26 protein-coding genes are annotated in these 15612 nt (G+C 50.1%); 1 reads left to right on the top strand and 25 read right to left on the bottom strand.

The window, feature by feature from the left end:
- Window positions 1–5 precede the first annotated feature (5 nt).
- From rplE to rpsJ, 14 genes are all read right to left on the bottom strand, one after another.
- Window positions 6–545, bottom strand: a complete 540-nt coding sequence (gene rplE / locus ACUY4Q_RS02345) for a 50S ribosomal protein L5 (protein WP_041142966.1) — start codon at window positions 543–545, stop codon at window positions 6–8.
- Window positions 546–559: 14 nt separating this feature from the next.
- Window positions 560–874 (bottom strand): 50S ribosomal protein L24, encoded by a 315-nt coding sequence (gene rplX, locus ACUY4Q_RS02340; RefSeq protein WP_003863287.1) that lies wholly within the window; start codon window positions 872–874, stop codon window positions 560–562.
- 10 nt (window positions 875–884) lie between these two features.
- The gene (gene rplN / locus ACUY4Q_RS02335; RefSeq protein WP_002438705.1) at window positions 885–1256 is read right to left on the bottom strand and encodes a 50S ribosomal protein L14; all 372 of its coding nucleotides are present in this window, start codon (window positions 1254–1256) and stop codon (window positions 885–887) included.
- A gap of 167 nt (window positions 1257–1423) precedes the next feature.
- Window positions 1424–1678, bottom strand: a complete 255-nt coding sequence (gene rpsQ / locus ACUY4Q_RS02330) for a 30S ribosomal protein S17 (RefSeq protein ID WP_002438707.1) — start codon at window positions 1676–1678, stop codon at window positions 1424–1426.
- Window positions 1678–1869, bottom strand: a complete 192-nt coding sequence (gene rpmC / locus ACUY4Q_RS02325) for a 50S ribosomal protein L29 (RefSeq protein ID WP_330985803.1) — start codon at window positions 1867–1869, stop codon at window positions 1678–1680. The genes rpsQ and rpmC overlap by 1 nt, the downstream gene beginning before the upstream one ends.
- Window positions 1869–2279, bottom strand: coding sequence for a 50S ribosomal protein L16 (gene rplP / locus ACUY4Q_RS02320; RefSeq protein WP_007369814.1), 411 nt, complete (start codon window positions 2277–2279; stop codon window positions 1869–1871). Before rplP ends, rpmC begins: the two co-directional genes overlap by 1 nt.
- Window positions 2280–2291: 12 nt before the next feature.
- Window positions 2292–2993 carry a 30S ribosomal protein S3 gene (rpsC, locus tag ACUY4Q_RS02315; protein WP_000529945.1) on the bottom strand — a complete coding sequence of 234 codons (702 nt, stop codon included), beginning with the start codon at window positions 2991–2993 and terminating at the stop codon, window positions 2292–2294.
- Between the two features lie 17 nt (window positions 2994–3010).
- The gene (gene rplV / locus ACUY4Q_RS02310; protein ID WP_002919773.1) at window positions 3011–3343 is read right to left on the bottom strand and encodes a 50S ribosomal protein L22; all 333 of its coding nucleotides are present in this window, start codon (window positions 3341–3343) and stop codon (window positions 3011–3013) included.
- A gap of 14 nt (window positions 3344–3357) precedes the next feature.
- Window positions 3358–3636, bottom strand: coding sequence for a 30S ribosomal protein S19 (gene rpsS, locus ACUY4Q_RS02305; RefSeq protein WP_001138115.1), 279 nt, complete (start codon window positions 3634–3636; stop codon window positions 3358–3360).
- A 16-nt stretch (window positions 3637–3652) separates the two neighbouring features.
- Window positions 3653–4474 (bottom strand): 50S ribosomal protein L2, encoded by an 822-nt coding sequence (gene rplB, locus ACUY4Q_RS02300; protein WP_000301859.1) that lies wholly within the window; start codon window positions 4472–4474, stop codon window positions 3653–3655.
- Between the two features lie 17 nt (window positions 4475–4491).
- Window positions 4492–4794 (bottom strand): 50S ribosomal protein L23, encoded by a 303-nt coding sequence (rplW, locus tag ACUY4Q_RS02295; protein ID WP_004868363.1) that lies wholly within the window; start codon window positions 4792–4794, stop codon window positions 4492–4494.
- Window positions 4791–5396, bottom strand: a complete 606-nt coding sequence (gene rplD, locus ACUY4Q_RS02290; RefSeq protein ID WP_035894974.1) for a 50S ribosomal protein L4 — start codon at window positions 5394–5396, stop codon at window positions 4791–4793. The genes rplW and rplD overlap by 4 nt, the downstream gene beginning before the upstream one ends.
- Window positions 5397–5406: 10 nt before the next feature.
- Window positions 5407–6036 carry a 50S ribosomal protein L3 gene (gene rplC, locus ACUY4Q_RS02285; protein WP_024549497.1) on the bottom strand — a complete coding sequence of 210 codons (630 nt, stop codon included), beginning with the start codon at window positions 6034–6036 and terminating at the stop codon, window positions 5407–5409.
- 32 nt (window positions 6037–6068) lie between these two features.
- On the bottom strand, window positions 6069–6380 hold the full coding sequence (rpsJ, locus tag ACUY4Q_RS02280; RefSeq protein ID WP_001181005.1) for a 30S ribosomal protein S10: 312 nt from the start codon (window positions 6378–6380) through the stop codon (window positions 6069–6071).
- A 374-nt stretch (window positions 6381–6754) separates the two neighbouring features.
- Here rpsJ and ACUY4Q_RS02275 point away from each other — a divergent pair, with 374 nt between their 5' ends.
- On the top strand, window positions 6755–7240 hold the full coding sequence (locus ACUY4Q_RS02275) for a prepilin peptidase (protein ID WP_458045526.1): 486 nt from the start codon (window positions 6755–6757) through the stop codon (window positions 7238–7240).
- On the opposite strand, the gene bfr is transcribed toward ACUY4Q_RS02275, so the two are convergent.
- The 11 genes from bfr to fkpA all read right to left on the bottom strand — a co-directional run bounded on the left by bfr (window position 7224) and on the right by fkpA (window position 15421).
- The gene (gene bfr, locus ACUY4Q_RS02270; protein ID WP_458045525.1) at window positions 7224–7700 is read right to left on the bottom strand and encodes a bacterioferritin; all 477 of its coding nucleotides are present in this window, start codon (window positions 7698–7700) and stop codon (window positions 7224–7226) included. The two genes, ACUY4Q_RS02275 and bfr, sit on opposite strands and share 17 nt — an antisense overlap.
- A gap of 72 nt (window positions 7701–7772) precedes the next feature.
- Window positions 7773–7967, bottom strand: a complete 195-nt coding sequence (gene bfd / locus ACUY4Q_RS02265) for a bacterioferritin-associated ferredoxin (RefSeq protein ID WP_437889941.1) — start codon at window positions 7965–7967, stop codon at window positions 7773–7775.
- Between the two features lie 172 nt (window positions 7968–8139).
- Entirely contained in the window at window positions 8140–9324 is a 1185-nt protein-coding gene (tuf, locus tag ACUY4Q_RS02260) for an elongation factor Tu (protein ID WP_458044911.1), read from the bottom strand.
- A gap of 68 nt (window positions 9325–9392) precedes the next feature.
- Entirely contained in the window at window positions 9393–11507 is a 2115-nt protein-coding gene (fusA, locus tag ACUY4Q_RS02255) for an elongation factor G (RefSeq protein WP_458045524.1), read from the bottom strand.
- Between the two features lie 96 nt (window positions 11508–11603).
- On the bottom strand, window positions 11604–12074 hold the full coding sequence (gene rpsG, locus ACUY4Q_RS02250) for a 30S ribosomal protein S7 (RefSeq protein WP_437887661.1): 471 nt from the start codon (window positions 12072–12074) through the stop codon (window positions 11604–11606).
- A gap of 95 nt (window positions 12075–12169) precedes the next feature.
- A complete protein-coding gene (rpsL, locus tag ACUY4Q_RS02245; RefSeq protein ID WP_003023654.1) occupies window positions 12170–12544 on the bottom strand; it encodes a 30S ribosomal protein S12 in 375 nt (124 codons plus the stop codon).
- 123 nt (window positions 12545–12667) lie between these two features.
- Window positions 12668–12955: a sulfurtransferase complex subunit TusB gene (tusB, locus tag ACUY4Q_RS02240; RefSeq protein ID WP_458045523.1), complete on the bottom strand. Its 288-nt coding sequence runs from the start codon at window positions 12953–12955 to the stop codon at window positions 12668–12670.
- A gap of 7 nt (window positions 12956–12962) precedes the next feature.
- Window positions 12963–13322, bottom strand: coding sequence for a sulfurtransferase complex subunit TusC (gene tusC, locus ACUY4Q_RS02235; RefSeq protein ID WP_458045522.1), 360 nt, complete (start codon window positions 13320–13322; stop codon window positions 12963–12965).
- A complete protein-coding gene (tusD, locus tag ACUY4Q_RS02230; RefSeq protein ID WP_458045521.1) occupies window positions 13322–13708 on the bottom strand; it encodes a sulfurtransferase complex subunit TusD in 387 nt (128 codons plus the stop codon). Before tusD ends, tusC begins: the two co-directional genes overlap by 1 nt.
- The gene (locus tag ACUY4Q_RS02225; protein WP_458045520.1) at window positions 13708–14430 is read right to left on the bottom strand and encodes a helix-turn-helix transcriptional regulator; all 723 of its coding nucleotides are present in this window, start codon (window positions 14428–14430) and stop codon (window positions 13708–13710) included. Before ACUY4Q_RS02225 ends, tusD begins: the two co-directional genes overlap by 1 nt.
- Before the next feature lie 163 nt (window positions 14431–14593).
- A complete protein-coding gene (fkpA, locus tag ACUY4Q_RS02220) occupies window positions 14594–15421 on the bottom strand; it encodes an FKBP-type peptidyl-prolyl cis-trans isomerase (RefSeq protein WP_458045519.1) in 828 nt (275 codons plus the stop codon).
- Window positions 15422–15612: the final 191 nt, after the last annotated feature.

Below are 15612 nucleotides of genomic sequence, written 5' to 3'. Positions count from 1 at the left end.
CTACCTTACTTGCGGAACGGGAAGTCAAAGGCAGCCAGCAGAGCACGGCCTTCTTCATCAGATTTCGCAGTAGTGGTAATGGTAATATCCAAACCACGCACGCGGTCGACTTTATCGTAGTCGATTTCTGGGAAGATGATCTGCTCACGGACACCCATGCTGTAGTTACCACGACCGTCGAAAGACTTAGCGGACAAGCCACGGAAGTCACGGATACGTGGAACAGCAATAGTGATCAGGCGCTCAAAGAACTCCCACATGCGTTCGCCACGCAGAGTTACTTTACAGCCGATCGGATAGCCCTGACGGATTTTGAAGCCTGCAACAGATTTGCGTGCTTTGGTGATCAACGGTTTTTGACCGGAGATTGCTGTCAAATCAGCTGCTGCGTTATCCAGCAGTTTCTTGTCAGCGATCGCTTCACCAACACCCATGTTCAGGGTGATCTTCTCGACCCGAGGGACTTGCATGACAGAATTGTAGTTAAACTCAGTCATGAGTTTACCAACTACTTCGTCTTTGTAGTAATCATGCAGTTTCGCCATCGTACTACTCCAAATTACTTGATAGTTTCGCTGTTAGACTTGAAGAAACGGACTTTTTTGCCGTCTTCGAATCTAAAGCCTACACGGTCAGCCTTACCGGTTGCCGCATTGAAGATTGCAACGTTAGAAACCTGAATTGCAGCTTCTTTTTCAACGATGCCACCCGGTTGATTCAGAGCCGGTACAGGCTTCTGATGTTTTTTAACCAGGTTGATACCTTCAACAACAAGCTTGCCGGAAGACAAGACATTCTTAACTTTACCGCGCTTACCTTTATCTTTACCGGTAAGAACAATAACTTCGTCATCACGACGGATTTTCGCTGCCATGATTCGCTCCTTAAAGTACTTCTGGTGCCAGAGAGATAATTTTCATGAACTTCTCATTACGAAGTTCACGAGTTACCGGCCCAAAAATACGCGTGCCGATAGGCTGCTCGCTGTTATTGTTTAAAATAACGCATGCATTACCATCGAAGCGAATGACAGAACCGTCCGGGCGACGAACACCCTTCCTGGTGCGCACCACTACCGCTTTCAGCACATCACCTTTTTTGACCTTACCACGCGGAATTGCTTCTTTGATGGTGATCTTGATGATGTCGCCTACGCCTGCGTAGCGACGGTGCGAGCCACCCAGAACCTTGATACACATTACGCGACGTGCACCGGAGTTGTCGGCGACGGTCAGCATAGTCTGTTCTTGGATCATTTTAGTGCTCCGCTAATGTCAACTACTACTTATGACCCTCTAAATCAGGGTCGTTAAAAAGCCCCATATCGGGGGCGCGGCATTATAACACCGCTTCTCAGATATGGGTAGAAAAAATAAACGGCTCACTGCTGAGCCGTTTATTTATTTTGAGAAGGCGTACTGTATTACAGAACCGCTTTCTCTACAACGCGAACCAACGTCCAGGACTTAGTCTTAGACAGTGGGCGGCATTCACGGATTTCAACCTTGTCGCCGATACCACATTCGTTGTTCTCGTCATGTACGTGCAGTTTGGTCGTACGTTTGATGAATTTCCCGTAGATCGGGTGCTTCACAAAACGTTCGATAGCTACAACAATGGATTTCTCCATTTTGTCACTAACAACGCGACCTTGCAGAGTACGGATTTTATCGGTCATTACGCACCCGCCTTCTGAGTCAGTAAAGTCTTAACACGTGCGACATCACGACGCACTTGCTTCAACAGGTGAGTCTGTTGCAGCTGGCCACTTGCAGCCTGCATACGCAGGTTGAACTGCTCACGCAGCAGGTTAAGCAGCTCGGTGTTCAGCTCTTCAACACTCTTTTCACGCAGCTCGTTTGCTTTCATTACATCACCGTCTTAGTTACAAAGGTGGTTTTAATCGGCAGTTTTGCTGCTGCCAGCTCGAAGGCTTCGCGGGCCAGCTCTTCCGGAACGCCGTCCATTTCATACAGGACTTTACCCGGTTGAATCAAGGCAACCCAATACTCCACGTTACCTTTACCTTTACCCATACGAACTTCCAGCGGCTTCTCGGTAATCGGCTTGTCCGGGAATACACGGATCCAGATTTTACCTTGACGCTTAACAGCACGAGTCATTGCACGACGCGCTGCTTCGATCTGACGAGCGGTCAGACGACCACGGCCAACAGCTTTCAGACCGTAAGTGCCGAAGCTCACATCCGTGCCCTGCGCCAGACCACGGTTGCGGCCTTTGTGCACCTTACGGAATTTTGTACGCTTTGGTTGTAACATCAGCGACGCTCCTTATTTACGGCCTTTACGCTGCTGCTTTTTAGGTTGCGCAGCCGGTTTTTCCGGTTGTTCAACAGCAGCCATACCACCCAGGATCTCGCCTTTGAAGATCCATACCTTAACGCCGATTACACCGTAAGTGGTGTGCGCTTCAGAGGTGTTGTAGTCGATGTCAGCACGCAGAGTGTGCAACGGTACGCGACCTTCACGGTACCATTCGGTACGTGCGATTTCCGCGCCGCCCAGACGGCCGCTAACTTCAACTTTGATACCTTTAGCGCCCAGACGCATTGCGTTCTGAACAGCACGCTTCATAGCACGACGGAACATAACGCGACGTTCCAGCTGAGAAGTGATGCTATCAGCAACCAATTTAGCGTCCAGTTCAGGCTTACGAACTTCGGCGATATTGATCTGTGCAGGAACGCCAGCGATATCCGCTACGACCTTGCGCAGTTTTTCTACGTCTTCGCCTTTCTTACCGATAACGATACCCGGGCGAGCAGTGTGGATTGTCACACGAATGCTCTTAGCCGGACGCTCGATAACGATACGAGATACAGACGCTTTAGCCAGTTCCTTAGTAAGGTACTGACGTACTTTAAAATCGCTGTCCAGGTTGTCAGCGAATTCTTTGGTGTTCGCGAACCAGGTAGAGTTCCATGGTTTGACAATACCCAGGCGAATACCATTAGGATGTACTTTCTGACCCATTGCTAGTCTCCAGAGTCTCAGCGATCGGACACAACCACAGTAATGTGGCTGGTGCGCTTCAGGATGCGATCTGCACGACCTTTCGCACGCGGCATAATGCGCTTCATGCTCGGGCCTTCGTCTACGAAAATTTTCGCAACTTTCAGATCGTCAATGTCAGCGCCATCGTTGTGTTCAGCGTTAGCAATGGCAGATTCCAGTACTTTCTTGACCAATACCGCAGCTTTCTTGTTGGTATAGGTCAGGATGTCCAGGGCCTGCGACACTTTCTTACCGCGAATCAGGTCAGCAACAAGGCGAACCTTCTGAGCAGAAGAACGAGCATGGCGATGTTGAGCTAAAGTTTCCATCTCTTCCTCCTACCTTATTTCTTCTTCGCTTTTTTATCAGCAGCGTGGCCGCGATAAGTACGAGTCGGTGCGAATTCACCCAGTTTGTGACCGACCATTTCGTCGGAAACAAATACCGGAACGTGCTGACGACCATTATGGACAGCGATGGTCAAACCGATCATGTTAGGAAAGATCGTTGAACGACGGGACCAAGTGCGCAAAGGCTTCTTGTCTCCGCTTTCCACCGCTTTCTCTACCTTCTTCAGCAAGTGCAGGTCAATAAAAGGACCTTTCTTGAGAGAACGTGGCATGGCTTATCCTCTAATATTATTTGCTACGGCGACGTACGATAAATTTATCAGTACGCTTGTTGCTGCGGGTCTTCTTACCTTTGGTCTGAACGCCCCACGGAGTTACCGGGTGCTTACCAAAGTTACGACCTTCACCACCACCATGTGGGTGGTCGACTGGGTTCATCGCAGTACCGCGAACGGTAGGACGAACACCACGCCAGCGTGCAGCACCTGCTTTACCCAGAACGCGCAGCATATGCTCAGCATTGCCAACTTCGCCCAGGGTAGCGCGGCAGTCTGCTTCGACTTTACGCATTTCACCAGAACGCAGACGCAGGGTGACATAAGCACCATCGCGCGCAACGATCTGAACGTAAGTACCAGCGGAACGTGCCAGCTGACCGCCTTTACCTGGTTTCATTTCTACGTTATGAACGGTAGAACCAACCGGGATATTGCGCATCGGCAGGGTGTTGCCTGCTTTGATTGCAGCATCAACGCCAGACTGAATCTGGTCGCCAGCTTTCAGGCCTTTAGGGGCCAGAATGTAACGGCGTTCGCCATCTTTGTACAGAACCAGCGCGATGTTCGCGGAACGGTTCGGATCGTACTCAAGACGCTCAACAACTGCTGGGATACCGTCTTTGTTGCGTTTGAAGTCAACAATACGATAAGCCTGCTTGTGGCCACCACCGATGTGACGAGTGGTGATACGGCCATTGTTGTTACGACCACCGGATTTGCTGTTTTTTTCCAGCAACGGAGCAAACGGTTTGCCCTTGTGCAGCTCAGGGTTAACCACTTTAACAACGTGGCGACGACCCGGAGATGTCGGTTTACATTTAACAACTGCCATTGTATTACTCCTCCGACTTACTCAGCGCCGCCAACGAAGTCCAGATTCTGGCCTTCTTTAAGGGTGACGTAAGCTTTTTTCCAGTCGCTACGACGACCGATACGCTGTCCGTGACGTTTAACTTTCCCTTTAACTACCAGGGTGTTAACGACTTCGACTTCGACTTCAAACAGTTTCTGCACAGCAGCTTTGATTTCTGCTTTGGTCGCGTCTTTAGCAACTTTGAGAACGATGGTGTTTGTTTTTTCCATCGCAGCAGACGCTTTTTCAGAAACGTGCGGTGCGCGAAGCACCTTCAGCAGACGTTCTTCACGAATCATGCCAGCATCTCCTCAACTTGCTTAACAGCATCAGCAGTCATTACGACTTTGTCGAAGGCGATCAGGCTAACCGGGTCGATACCAGTTACATCGCGTACGTCAACCTTGTGCAGGTTGCGCGCAGCCAGGAACAGGTTTTCGTCCAGCTCACCGGTGATGATCAGCACATCTTCCAGAGCCATGTCTTTCAGTTTCTGTGCAAGCAGCTTAGTTTTAGGCGCTTCTACAGAGAAAGATTCGACAACGATCAGACGATCCTGACGTACCAGTTCGGACAGAATGCTTTTCAGCGCGCCGCGGTACATCTTTTTGTTAACTTTTTGACTGTGGTCCTGCGGACGCGCAGCGAAGGTCACGCCACCTGAACGCCAGATCGGGCTCTTGATAGAACCTGAACGCGCACGGCCGGTGCCTTTCTGGCGCCACGGCTTTTTGCCGGAACCAGTTACTTCAGCACGAGTCTTCTGAGCACGAGTGCCCTGACGAGCACCAGCTGCATAAGCAACAACAACCTGGTGTACCAGCGCTTCGTTGAAATCACGACCGAAGGTAGTTTCGGAAACAGTCAGCGCGCTCTGCGCGTCTTTCAATACTAATTCCATTGCTATCCCCTTACGCCTTCACAGCTGGTTTAACGATCAGGTCGCTACCGGTTGCACCCGGGACAGCACCTTTAACCAGCAGCAGGTTGCGCTCAGCGTCAACACGTACTACGTCCAGGCTCTGAACGGTTACACGTTCGTTACCCAGCTGACCTGCCATTTTCTTGCCTTTGAACACTTTGCCCGGAGTCTGGTTCTGACCGATAGAACCCGGAACGCGGTGAGACAAGGAGTTACCGTGGGTAGCGTCCTGGGTACGGAAGTTCCAGCGCTTAACGGTACCGGCGAAACCTTTACCTTTAGAGGTGCCAGTTACGTCAACTTTTTTAACTTCAGCAAACAGCTCAACGCTAATGTCCTGACCTACGGTGAACTCTTCGCCGTCAGCAAGACGGAATTCCCACAGACCACGGCCAGCTTCAACGCCAGCTTTAGCGAAGTGACCCGCTTCCGGTTTAGTTACACGGTTAGCTTTTTTAGCACCAGTGGTAACCTGAACGGCACGGTAGCCATCGTTAGCCAGATCTTTAACCTGAGTAACGCGGTTTGCTTCAACTTCGATTACGGTTACTGGGATAGAAACGCCATCTTCAGTGAAGATGCGGGTCATACCCACTTTTTTACCGACTAAACCAATCATTGTATCAACCTCTCAATCGCTCGATGACCTGATTAACCCAGGCTGATCTGCACGTCTACACCGGCAGCCAGATCCAGACGCATCAGAGCATCAACGGTTTTCTCAGTTGGCTCAACGATGTCAACCAGACGCTTGTGAGTGCGAATCTCGTACTGATCACGCGCGTCTTTGTTGACGTGCGGAGAGATCAGAACGGTAAAGCGCTCTTTGCGAGTTGGCAGCGGGATCGGACCACGGACTTGCGCACCAGTGCGCTTAGCAGTCTCGACGATTTCCGCGGTTGATTGATCGATCAGACGATGATCAAACGCTTTCAGGCGGATACGGATTCTTTGGTTCTGCATGAGACCAGAGCTCCAATTATTTTATAGACGAAAATGATTACTACCCACATCCATTACGATTGATGGAGGAGTGTAATCGTTCTTACGTAGCCCCCCGATTGGGAGCATTGTAGATAGCCAAAAGCGCTATCAGGGTTCTTATCGAACCTGCCGTCAATTACGACAAGCCCGCGCATTATACGTAAATCTGCGCTTAACGCAAGCCCGTCGTACAAATTAGAGACGTATTCGACACCGCTCGTAGATCTCTGGTCGTGTTGCTTTGCACCCGGCTTTTTCTCTGGCTCTGCTACCCAGTCCTGGAAAAGGGGGTTTTCTTTTTAGAACGCTTTTGCAGAGGCTGTCAGGAATCGCGACATCACAAAGGATTAGGGATGGTAATCGCTTGCTTGTTCCTGACGCTCTATCTAGCACTCAACGTTTTGTTAGTCTGGCATGACATGCGCCACGGACTTTTACCTGATAGATTCACCTGCCCTCTTCTGTGGTGCGGGCTGGCTTACGCTTGCTTGAGAGATACAGAATTGCTACCCGACAAAGTCTGGGGCGCTATTGCAGGATATCTGGGGTTTGCATTTCTTTATTGGGGCTATCGCTTACTACGTGGTTGCGAGGGGCTCGGATACGGCGATATTAAATTTCTGGCGGCTCTTGGCGCATGGCATGGCTGGCAGGCATTAAGCATGCTGGTTTTTATCGCAGCTGTACTCGCTTTTGCGACAGTGAGTTTCTCAAGCATCATGGGTAAAAAGCAGATGGCACAAAAAAACCCGCTGCCGTTTGGCCCATTTCTGGCTGGCGCGGGTCTGCTTACAGGTTACCAGGAGCTCTTTCAGGGGGCGATTAGCTTTCAACTTTGATTTGTGATTGCAGATAGTTCTGCAGACCAATTTTGCCAATCAGATCCAGTTCGGTTTCGAGCCAGTCGATGTGCCCCTCTTCATCGGCAAGGATTTCAATCATCATATCTCTGCTGACGTAGTCATGAACGCTATCGGAATAGGCGATAGCCTCACGCAAATCTCGCGCACCTTCGAGTTCGAGTCGAAGATCGGATTGCAGCATCTCCTCCACATCCTCACCGATGCCAAGCTTGCCTAAATCTTGCAGATTTGGAATACCCTCAAGAAACAGAATGCGCTCGATGTACTTATCGGCGTGTTTCATTTCATCGATGGATTCATGGTATTCGACATCATTGAGGCGCATCAGGCCCCAGTTCTTGAACATTCTCGCATGGAGAAAATATTGATTGATTGCGACAAGCTCATTTCCCAATAATTTATTGAGATAATTTATTACTTTGACATCACCTTTCATTATGTAGTCCCTCCGCTTCCACTTATTGAAGCGTAGAACGGGCTACAGGGAAGTCAAAAAAAAGCGGGGCGCTCAGGCTGTTTCTTTATATTCCGGGATCTGCAGCAATTCATCCTGCATTATTTCGCGAGCGGCCCGGATGCATTTACCACACTGATTTCCAACGGGAATAAACTTACGCAGCTGCTGAAAGGACTGCGGGTGGAACTGGCGTACTGCCTGGCGAATTTTTTTATCGCTTACACCATTACACAAACAAACGTACATGATTACTCCCGCTTAATTAATGCTCAAAGTGTAAATGAGAATAATTATGATTACAATAGCCGGAGATTGTAAAAAAGTCAGAGAATCGTAAACATCGATTTCTTCTGGAGAAACTGGCCGATCGCGAGCAATAAAAAAGGGCGCCAAAGCGCCCTTTTCAAATCACCGCTAATTAAGCGATAACTTTTGCTACCACGCCCGCACCAACAGTACGGCCGCCTTCACGGATTGCGAAACGCAGACCGTCATCCATCGCGATTGGGTGGATCAGGGTAACAACCATTTTGATGTTGTCGCCCGGCATTACCATCTCAACACCTTCCGGCAGTTCGATGGTGCCAGTCACGTCAGTTGTACGGAAGTAGAACTGCGGACGGTAGCCTTTGAAGAACGGAGTATGACGGCCGCCTTCGTCTTTGGACAGAATGTACACTTCAGATTCGAACTGGGTGTGCGGCTTGATGGTGCCCGGCTTAGCCAGTACCTGACCACGTTCGATTTCTTCACGTTTGATACCACGCAGCAGAACACCAACGTTCTCGCCCGCACGGCCTTCGTCCAGCAGTTTGCGGAACATTTCTACGCCAGTACAGGTAGACTTGGCAGTCTCTTTGATACCAACGATTTCAACTTCTTCGCCTACTTTAACGATACCGCGCTCTACACGACCGGTAACAACAGTACCACGGCCGGAGATGGAGAATACGTCTTCGATAGGCAGCAGGAACGGCTTGTCAATCGCACGCTCTGGTTCCGGGATGTAAGAGTCCAGGTAGCCAGCCAGTTCGATGATTTTCGCTTCCCACTCAGCTTCGCCTTCCAGCGCTTTCAGCGCGGAACCACGAACGATCGGGGTGTCGTCGCCCGGGAAGTCGTACTGGGACAGAAGTTCACGAACTTCCATTTCAACCAGTTCCAGCAGCTCTTCGTCATCAACCATGTCACATTTGTTCAGGAACACGATGATGTAAGGAACGCCTACCTGACGACCCAGCAGGATGTGCTCACGGGTCTGCGGCATCGGGCCGTCAGTCGCAGCAACAACCAGGATCGCGCCGTCCATCTGCGCAGCACCGGTGATCATGTTTTTAACATAGTCGGCGTGGCCCGGGCAGTCTACGTGTGCGTAGTGACGGATTTCGGTATCGTATTCAACGTGAGAGGTGTTGATGGTGATACCACGTGCTTTCTCTTCCGGCGCGTTATCGATCTGGTCGAATGCACGAGCCTGGCCACCGAAGGTTTTGGACAGAACGGTGGTGATTGCAGCAGTCAGGGTAGTTTTACCATGGTCAACGTGGCCGATAGTACCGACGTTGACGTGCGGTTTTGTACGTTCAAATTTTTCTTTAGACACGGCTATATTCCTTACTATAGTGCCCCCTCTCTGAGGGGACACGGGACTTTTGGTTTTAACCCTGCGGCTTATTTACCACGGGCTTCGATTACGGCCTGAGCAACGTTGTTCGGCGCATCATCATACTTCAGGAATTCCATAGTATAGGATGCACGACCTTTGGTCAGAGAACGCAGCTGAGTTGCATATCCGAACATTTCAGACAGCGGAACTTCAGCGTGGATCTTAACGCCAGTCACTTCGGATTCCTGACCGCGCAGCATACCGCGACGACGGCTCAAGTCACCAATTACGTCACCGGTGTTCTCTTCCGGAGTCTCTACTTCAACCTTCATAATCGGCTCAAGCAGTACTGGTTTCGCTTTCTTAAAGCCATCTTTGAAGGCGATAGAAGCGGCCAGTTTAAACGCCAGTTCAGAGGAGTCAACGTCATGGTAAGAACCGAAGTGCAGACGCACACCCAGATCAACTACCGGATAGCCAGCCAGCGGGCCAGATTTCAGCTGCTCCTGGATACCTTTATCAACGGCAGGAACGTATTCGCCAGGAATTACGCCACCTTTAATGTCGTTGATGAACTCATAACCTTTCGGATTTGAGCCCGGCTCCAGTGGGTACATGTCGATAACAACATGACCGTACTGACCACGACCACCAGACTGCTTGGCGTGTTTACCTTCGATATCGGTAACTTTCGCACGAATCGCTTCACGGTAAGCAACCTGAGGTTTACCTACGTTAGCTTCAACGTTGAATTCACGCTTCATACGGTCAACGATGATATCCAGGTGAAGTTCACCCATACCAGCGATGATAGTCTGGTTAGATTCTTCATCAGTCCATACGCGGAATGACGGGTCTTCTTTAGCCAGACGGCCCAGAGCCAGACCCATTTTTTCCTGGTCAGCTTTGGTTTTCGGTTCTACTGCGATGGAGATTACCGGCTCAGGGAATTCCATACGCTCCAGAATGATCGGCGCATCCGGGTTACACAGGGTGTCACCGGTAGTTACGTCTTTCAGACCGATTGCAGCAGCGATATCGCCCGCGCGAACTTCTTTGATCTCTTCACGTTTGTTAGCGTGCATCTGAACGATACGACCGAAACGCTCACGTGCAGCTTTCACGGAGTTCAGTACAGTATCACCAGAGTTAACCACACCGGAGTAAACGCGGAAGAAGGTCAGGTTACCCACGAACGGGTCAGTTGCGATTTTGAATGCCAGTGCAGAGAAAGGCTCATCATCGCTGGCATGACGCTCAGCCGGAGTATCTTTACCATCATCCAGCATACCGTTGATTGCCGGTACGTCGGTTGGTGCTGGCAGGTAATCAATTACCGCATCCAGCATTGCCTGTACGCCTTTGTTTTTAAACGCAGAACCACAGGTAACCAGAATGATTTCGTTGTTCAGAACGCGCTGACGCAGCGCTTTCTTGATTTCTTCCTCGGTCAGCTCTTCGCCGCCCAGGTATTTTTCCATCAGCTCTTCAGAGGCTTCAGCAGCGGACTCAATCAGGTTCTGGTGCCATTCGTCAGCCAGGTCCTGCATGTCAGCCGGGATATCTTCGTATTCGAAGGTAACGCCCTGATCGGCTTCGTTCCAGTTGATGGCTTTCATTTTCACCAGGTCGATAACACCGGTGAAACCTTCTTCAGCACCAATTGCCAACTGCAGCGGAACAGGGTTCGCGCCCAGACGGGATTTGATCTGACCAACAACTTTCAGGAAGTTCGCACCCATACGGTCCATTTTGTTAACGAACGCGATACGCGGAACTTTGTATTTGTTTGCCTGACGCCATACGGTTTCAGACTGCGGCTGAACACCACCAACTGCGCAGTAAACCATTACCGCGCCATCAAGAACACGCATGGAACGTTCTACTTCGATGGTGAAGTCAACGTGGCCCGGGGTGTCGATGATGTTTACGCGATGCGGTTCATACTGTTTGGCCATACCAGACCAGAATGCAGTAGTCGCAGCAGAAGTAATGGTGATACCACGTTCCTGCTCTTGCTCCATCCAGTCCATGGTAGCGGCGCCGTCATGAACTTCACCGATTTTGTGGTTAACACCGGTGTAGAACAGGATACGTTCGGTAGTCGTGGTTTTACCGGCGTCGATGTGCGCACTGATACCGATGTTACGGTAGCGTGCGATAGGTGTTGTACGAGCCATTTTATTCCTCGTTTATTACATTAGGCGTTCAGTTAAGCTACCCAGAGCGGGCGCCTCAAGTGAAGCGCCCGCCTGGTGACTATGACTCCGAAGGGATTACCAACGGTAGTGTGCGAACGCCTTGTTGGCTTCAGCCATACGGTGAACGTCTTCACGTTTCTTAACTGCAGTACCTTTGTTGTCTGCAGCATCAGAAAGTTCGTTCGCCAGGCGGAGAGCCATGGATTTATCACCGCGTTTACGAGCAGCTTCAACGATCCAACGCATTGCCAGAGCATTACGACGAACCGGACGAACTTCAACTGGAACCTGATAAGTAGAACCACCTACGCGGCGGGACTTAACTTCGACAGTCGGGCGAACGTTGTCGAGAGCGACTTCGAAAGCTTCCAGTGCATCTTTACCAGCACGCTGAGCCAGGGTCTCCAGTGCGCTGTATACGATGGTTTCTGCAGTAGATTTTTTACCATCTACCATCAGGATATTGACAAATTTAGCCAGCAATTCTGATCCGAACTTAGGATCCGGCAGGATTTTACGCTGACCAATGACGCGACGACGTGGCATGGAAATACTCCGTTGTTAATTCAGGATTGTCCAAAACTCTACGAGTTTAGTTTGACATTAATATAAAACGTTTGGCCTTACTTAACGGAGAACCATTAAGCCTTAGGACGTTTCACGCCATACTTGGAGCGTGATTGCTTACGGTCTTTAACGCCGGAGCAGTCAAGCGCACCACGAACGGTGTGGTAACGAACACCCGGGAGGTCTTTTACACGACCGCCACGGATCAGGATCACGGAGTGCTCCTGCAGGTTGTGACCTTCACCACCAATGTAGGAAGTCACTTCAAAACCGTTGGTTAAACGAACACGGCAAACTTTACGCAGTGCGGAGTTCGGTTTTTTAGGAGTGGTAGTATATACACGAGTACATACGCCACGTTTTTGCGGGCATGCTTCCAGCGCAGGCACGTTGCTTTTCGCAACTTTGCGTGCACGTGGTTTGCGTACCAGCTGGTTAACTGTTGCCATTAAATAGCTCCTGGTTTTAGCTTTTGCTTCGTAAACACGTAATAAAACGACCTCATATAATATGAGGACGCAGAATTTTATGGCTGTGCTCAAAAGGTGTCAAGAAATATACAGCGATCCGACTCACCAACGCATCTGAGTCTCATGTTTTAACGTCAAACCAACGAAGTCAGTATAGCCAACCCTGACGGCGTTGCTCGAAATTTGACCAGTAAGACCGCGTGCATCAATATCTTCTTTCAGCACATGCACCGTTATGGGGGCATTTAGCAGTAACTCAAGGTACTGCCCCCCTTCCAGCGCGGCAATCACACCGTCAGACAGCAGCAAGAGATCGTCCCCTTCCCGCAGAGTGCGTAGCAAGGCTGTCATATCGCATTGCCAGGGTGAATGGGACAGAGTGTGCAACATAAACGCCTCAGAACGTCATCACAACATCGAATTCATCCAGTTTGTTACGCATTGCGTCCGGCTCCAGCGACTGCACTGGCAACACAAACGCCGTTGCGTCATTCAGGCCACGCTCGCGCAGTGACGCCTGACAAACCCAATACTCTTCGATGTCATAAAGAGGAAGAACTTTAAAAGTAGCGATGTAATCGCGGCTCAGAATCGCACCGGGTTGCTGGTTCGCAATTAACTGGAAGACCCCGTCGCCTAAGAAAAACACGCCGATAGTGTCGCTGTAAGCTGAAGCCGCCATTAAGGCATCAAGGCCTTCACGCCCGGCGGTCGAACCATGCGGCGCAGAGGTAAAGATAAATGCAATACGTTTCATTAGAATTGCACCATGCGATCGCAGGTTAATGCGGCCTCCGCTAATGCACCCAATCCGGAGAGCGAAAAGCCAGCCTGTAAGTTAGCGTCTGTCAGCCCCCGCTGCTTCGCCTCATTCTCATCAACGACACCACGCCGTAGCGCCGCTGCCACGCAGATATGTAACTCTACCCGATGTTCATCGTGCAGATGTTGCCATGCGCGGACCAGGTCGAACTCATCGCTGGCAGGAGACGTCAGTGCATTCGCATTGCTGACGCCCTCCTGGTAGAAAAAGATGCTGCCTAACTCATGACCGCACTCAAGTACCGCTCGCGCAAATTGATATGCGCTGCTGGCCTGCTGGCTGCCGTAAGCCGGGCCGGTGACCATCAGGGCAAAACGCATTAACGCTCCTGTCCGGAGAAATCGCCGCTTTTGAACTGGCGAATGTAGAGATACACGGTGTGTTTGGAAATATTTAAACGGTCCGCAACCTGGTTAATCGCATCCTTGATATCAAAAATGCCTTTCTCATACAGGTTCAGGACAATTTGACGATTTTTCGCATTATTCGATACGTTGCGGTCGGCGTTGACTTCTTCGATGGTGAATTCCAGCGTCTGCGTAACCAAATCCTCTACCGAAGAGGCGAAGTTAACGGCAGAGCCCACATCCGGCGTTTCCGGCGGGATAAAGGTATTCATGATTTGTGAGAACGGCACATCAAGGTTCATGTTAATACATAACAACCCAATGACACGATGATCACGATTGCGGATAGCAATCGTCACCGATTTCATTAAGACGCCGCTTTTCGCGCGCGTGAAGTAACATTTAGAGACGCTACTGTCCGCACCGGTCATATCATGCAGCATACGCAATGCAAGGTCGGTAATCGGCGAGCCGATTTTACGCCCGGTGTGTTCGCCATTAGCAATACGAATGGCGGAACATTTCAGATCCTGCAGGGAGTGCAAAACGATTTCACAGTGAGAACCAATGAGCATCGCTAACCCGTCCACCACCGCTTCGTAAGATTTCAGAATATCGAAGTCGGTTTGATCGAAAGGACGTTGATCCAGTAAATCGAGTTCACTGGTTTCGTTGGTTAAAAGCGACCTGGACATGAAAAAAAACACTCCTTTTCAGGAGCCTGTCGTTAAGTTTTCAGGGCAGGCTCGACATAAATACGAAGAACTAAATTAATACAGCGTAGGTGACGCTTTCCAGAATTATATCCTTACTGCAATAAAAAAACCGCCGCCATTAAGGCGGCGGTTTTTATCACTGTTACTTCTTGGTCGTATCAGCGGCTTTATCACCCGCTGGCGCTGCGGGTGCAGCATCTGCTTTCGGTGCCGGTTTGATGTCTAACAGTTCGACATCGAACACCAGGGTAGAGTTAGCCGGGATGCCCGGAACGCCATTTTTGCCGTAAGCCAGATCTGGCGGGATAGCCAGTTTGATTTTGCCGCCTTTCTTGATGTTTTTCAGGCCTTCGGTCCAGCCCGGGATAACGCCATCAAGACGGAAGGAAAGTGGCTCACCACGGGTATAGGAGTTATCAAACTCTTTACCGTCGATCAGCGTACCTTTGTAGTTAACGACAACGGTGTCGCTGTCTTTCGGCGCATCACCTGTCCCTTCTTTCTCTACCTTATAGACCAGGCCAGTAGAAGAGGTTTTAACGCCTTTCTCTTTTGCGAAGGCATCACGGTATGCTTTGCCTTTGGTTTCGTTTTCAAGCGCATCTTTTTCCATTTTTTCCTGCGCGGACGTTTTCACGCGGGTTTCAAAGGCTTGCAGAGTCTGCTCGATTTCCTGGTCTGTCAGTTTACTCTTGTCTGCAAAGGCATCCTGAACACCTGCGATAAGTTGTTCTTTATCCAGTTTAATGCCCAGTTTTTCTTGCTCTTTGAGAGAGTTTTCCATGTAACGGCCCAAAGACGCACCCAGCGCATACGCTGATTTCTGGTCGTCATTTTTAAAAGCCGATTTAGCGTCAGCTGCCGCTGCCGGAGCCTCTTTAGTTGCAGTTTCTGCAGCAAAGGTAAGCGGCGCATTCAGTGCCACGGCCATTGTGGTCGCCAGCAGCGTGACTTTAAACAGTGATTTCATCCATTTCTCCAGGGCCGGGGCCTCTCACCCCAGGGTTTAAACGTAAATGAGGAACGTACTATAAAACGTTGCGGGACAAATCAACATAAGCACGCTCCCTGAATTCGACAGTTTTCAGACTATTTTTGTTTAAATTAGTTTCGCTCACCACGCTTAATGCTGCAGGCAGAGGGAAAGTTAAGTAAAATCCG

Source organism: Phytobacter cepae (assembly GCF_054165735.1).
The sequence above is the reverse complement of the archived record's forward strand: the minus strand, read 5'-3'. Positions and strand labels throughout refer to the sequence as shown.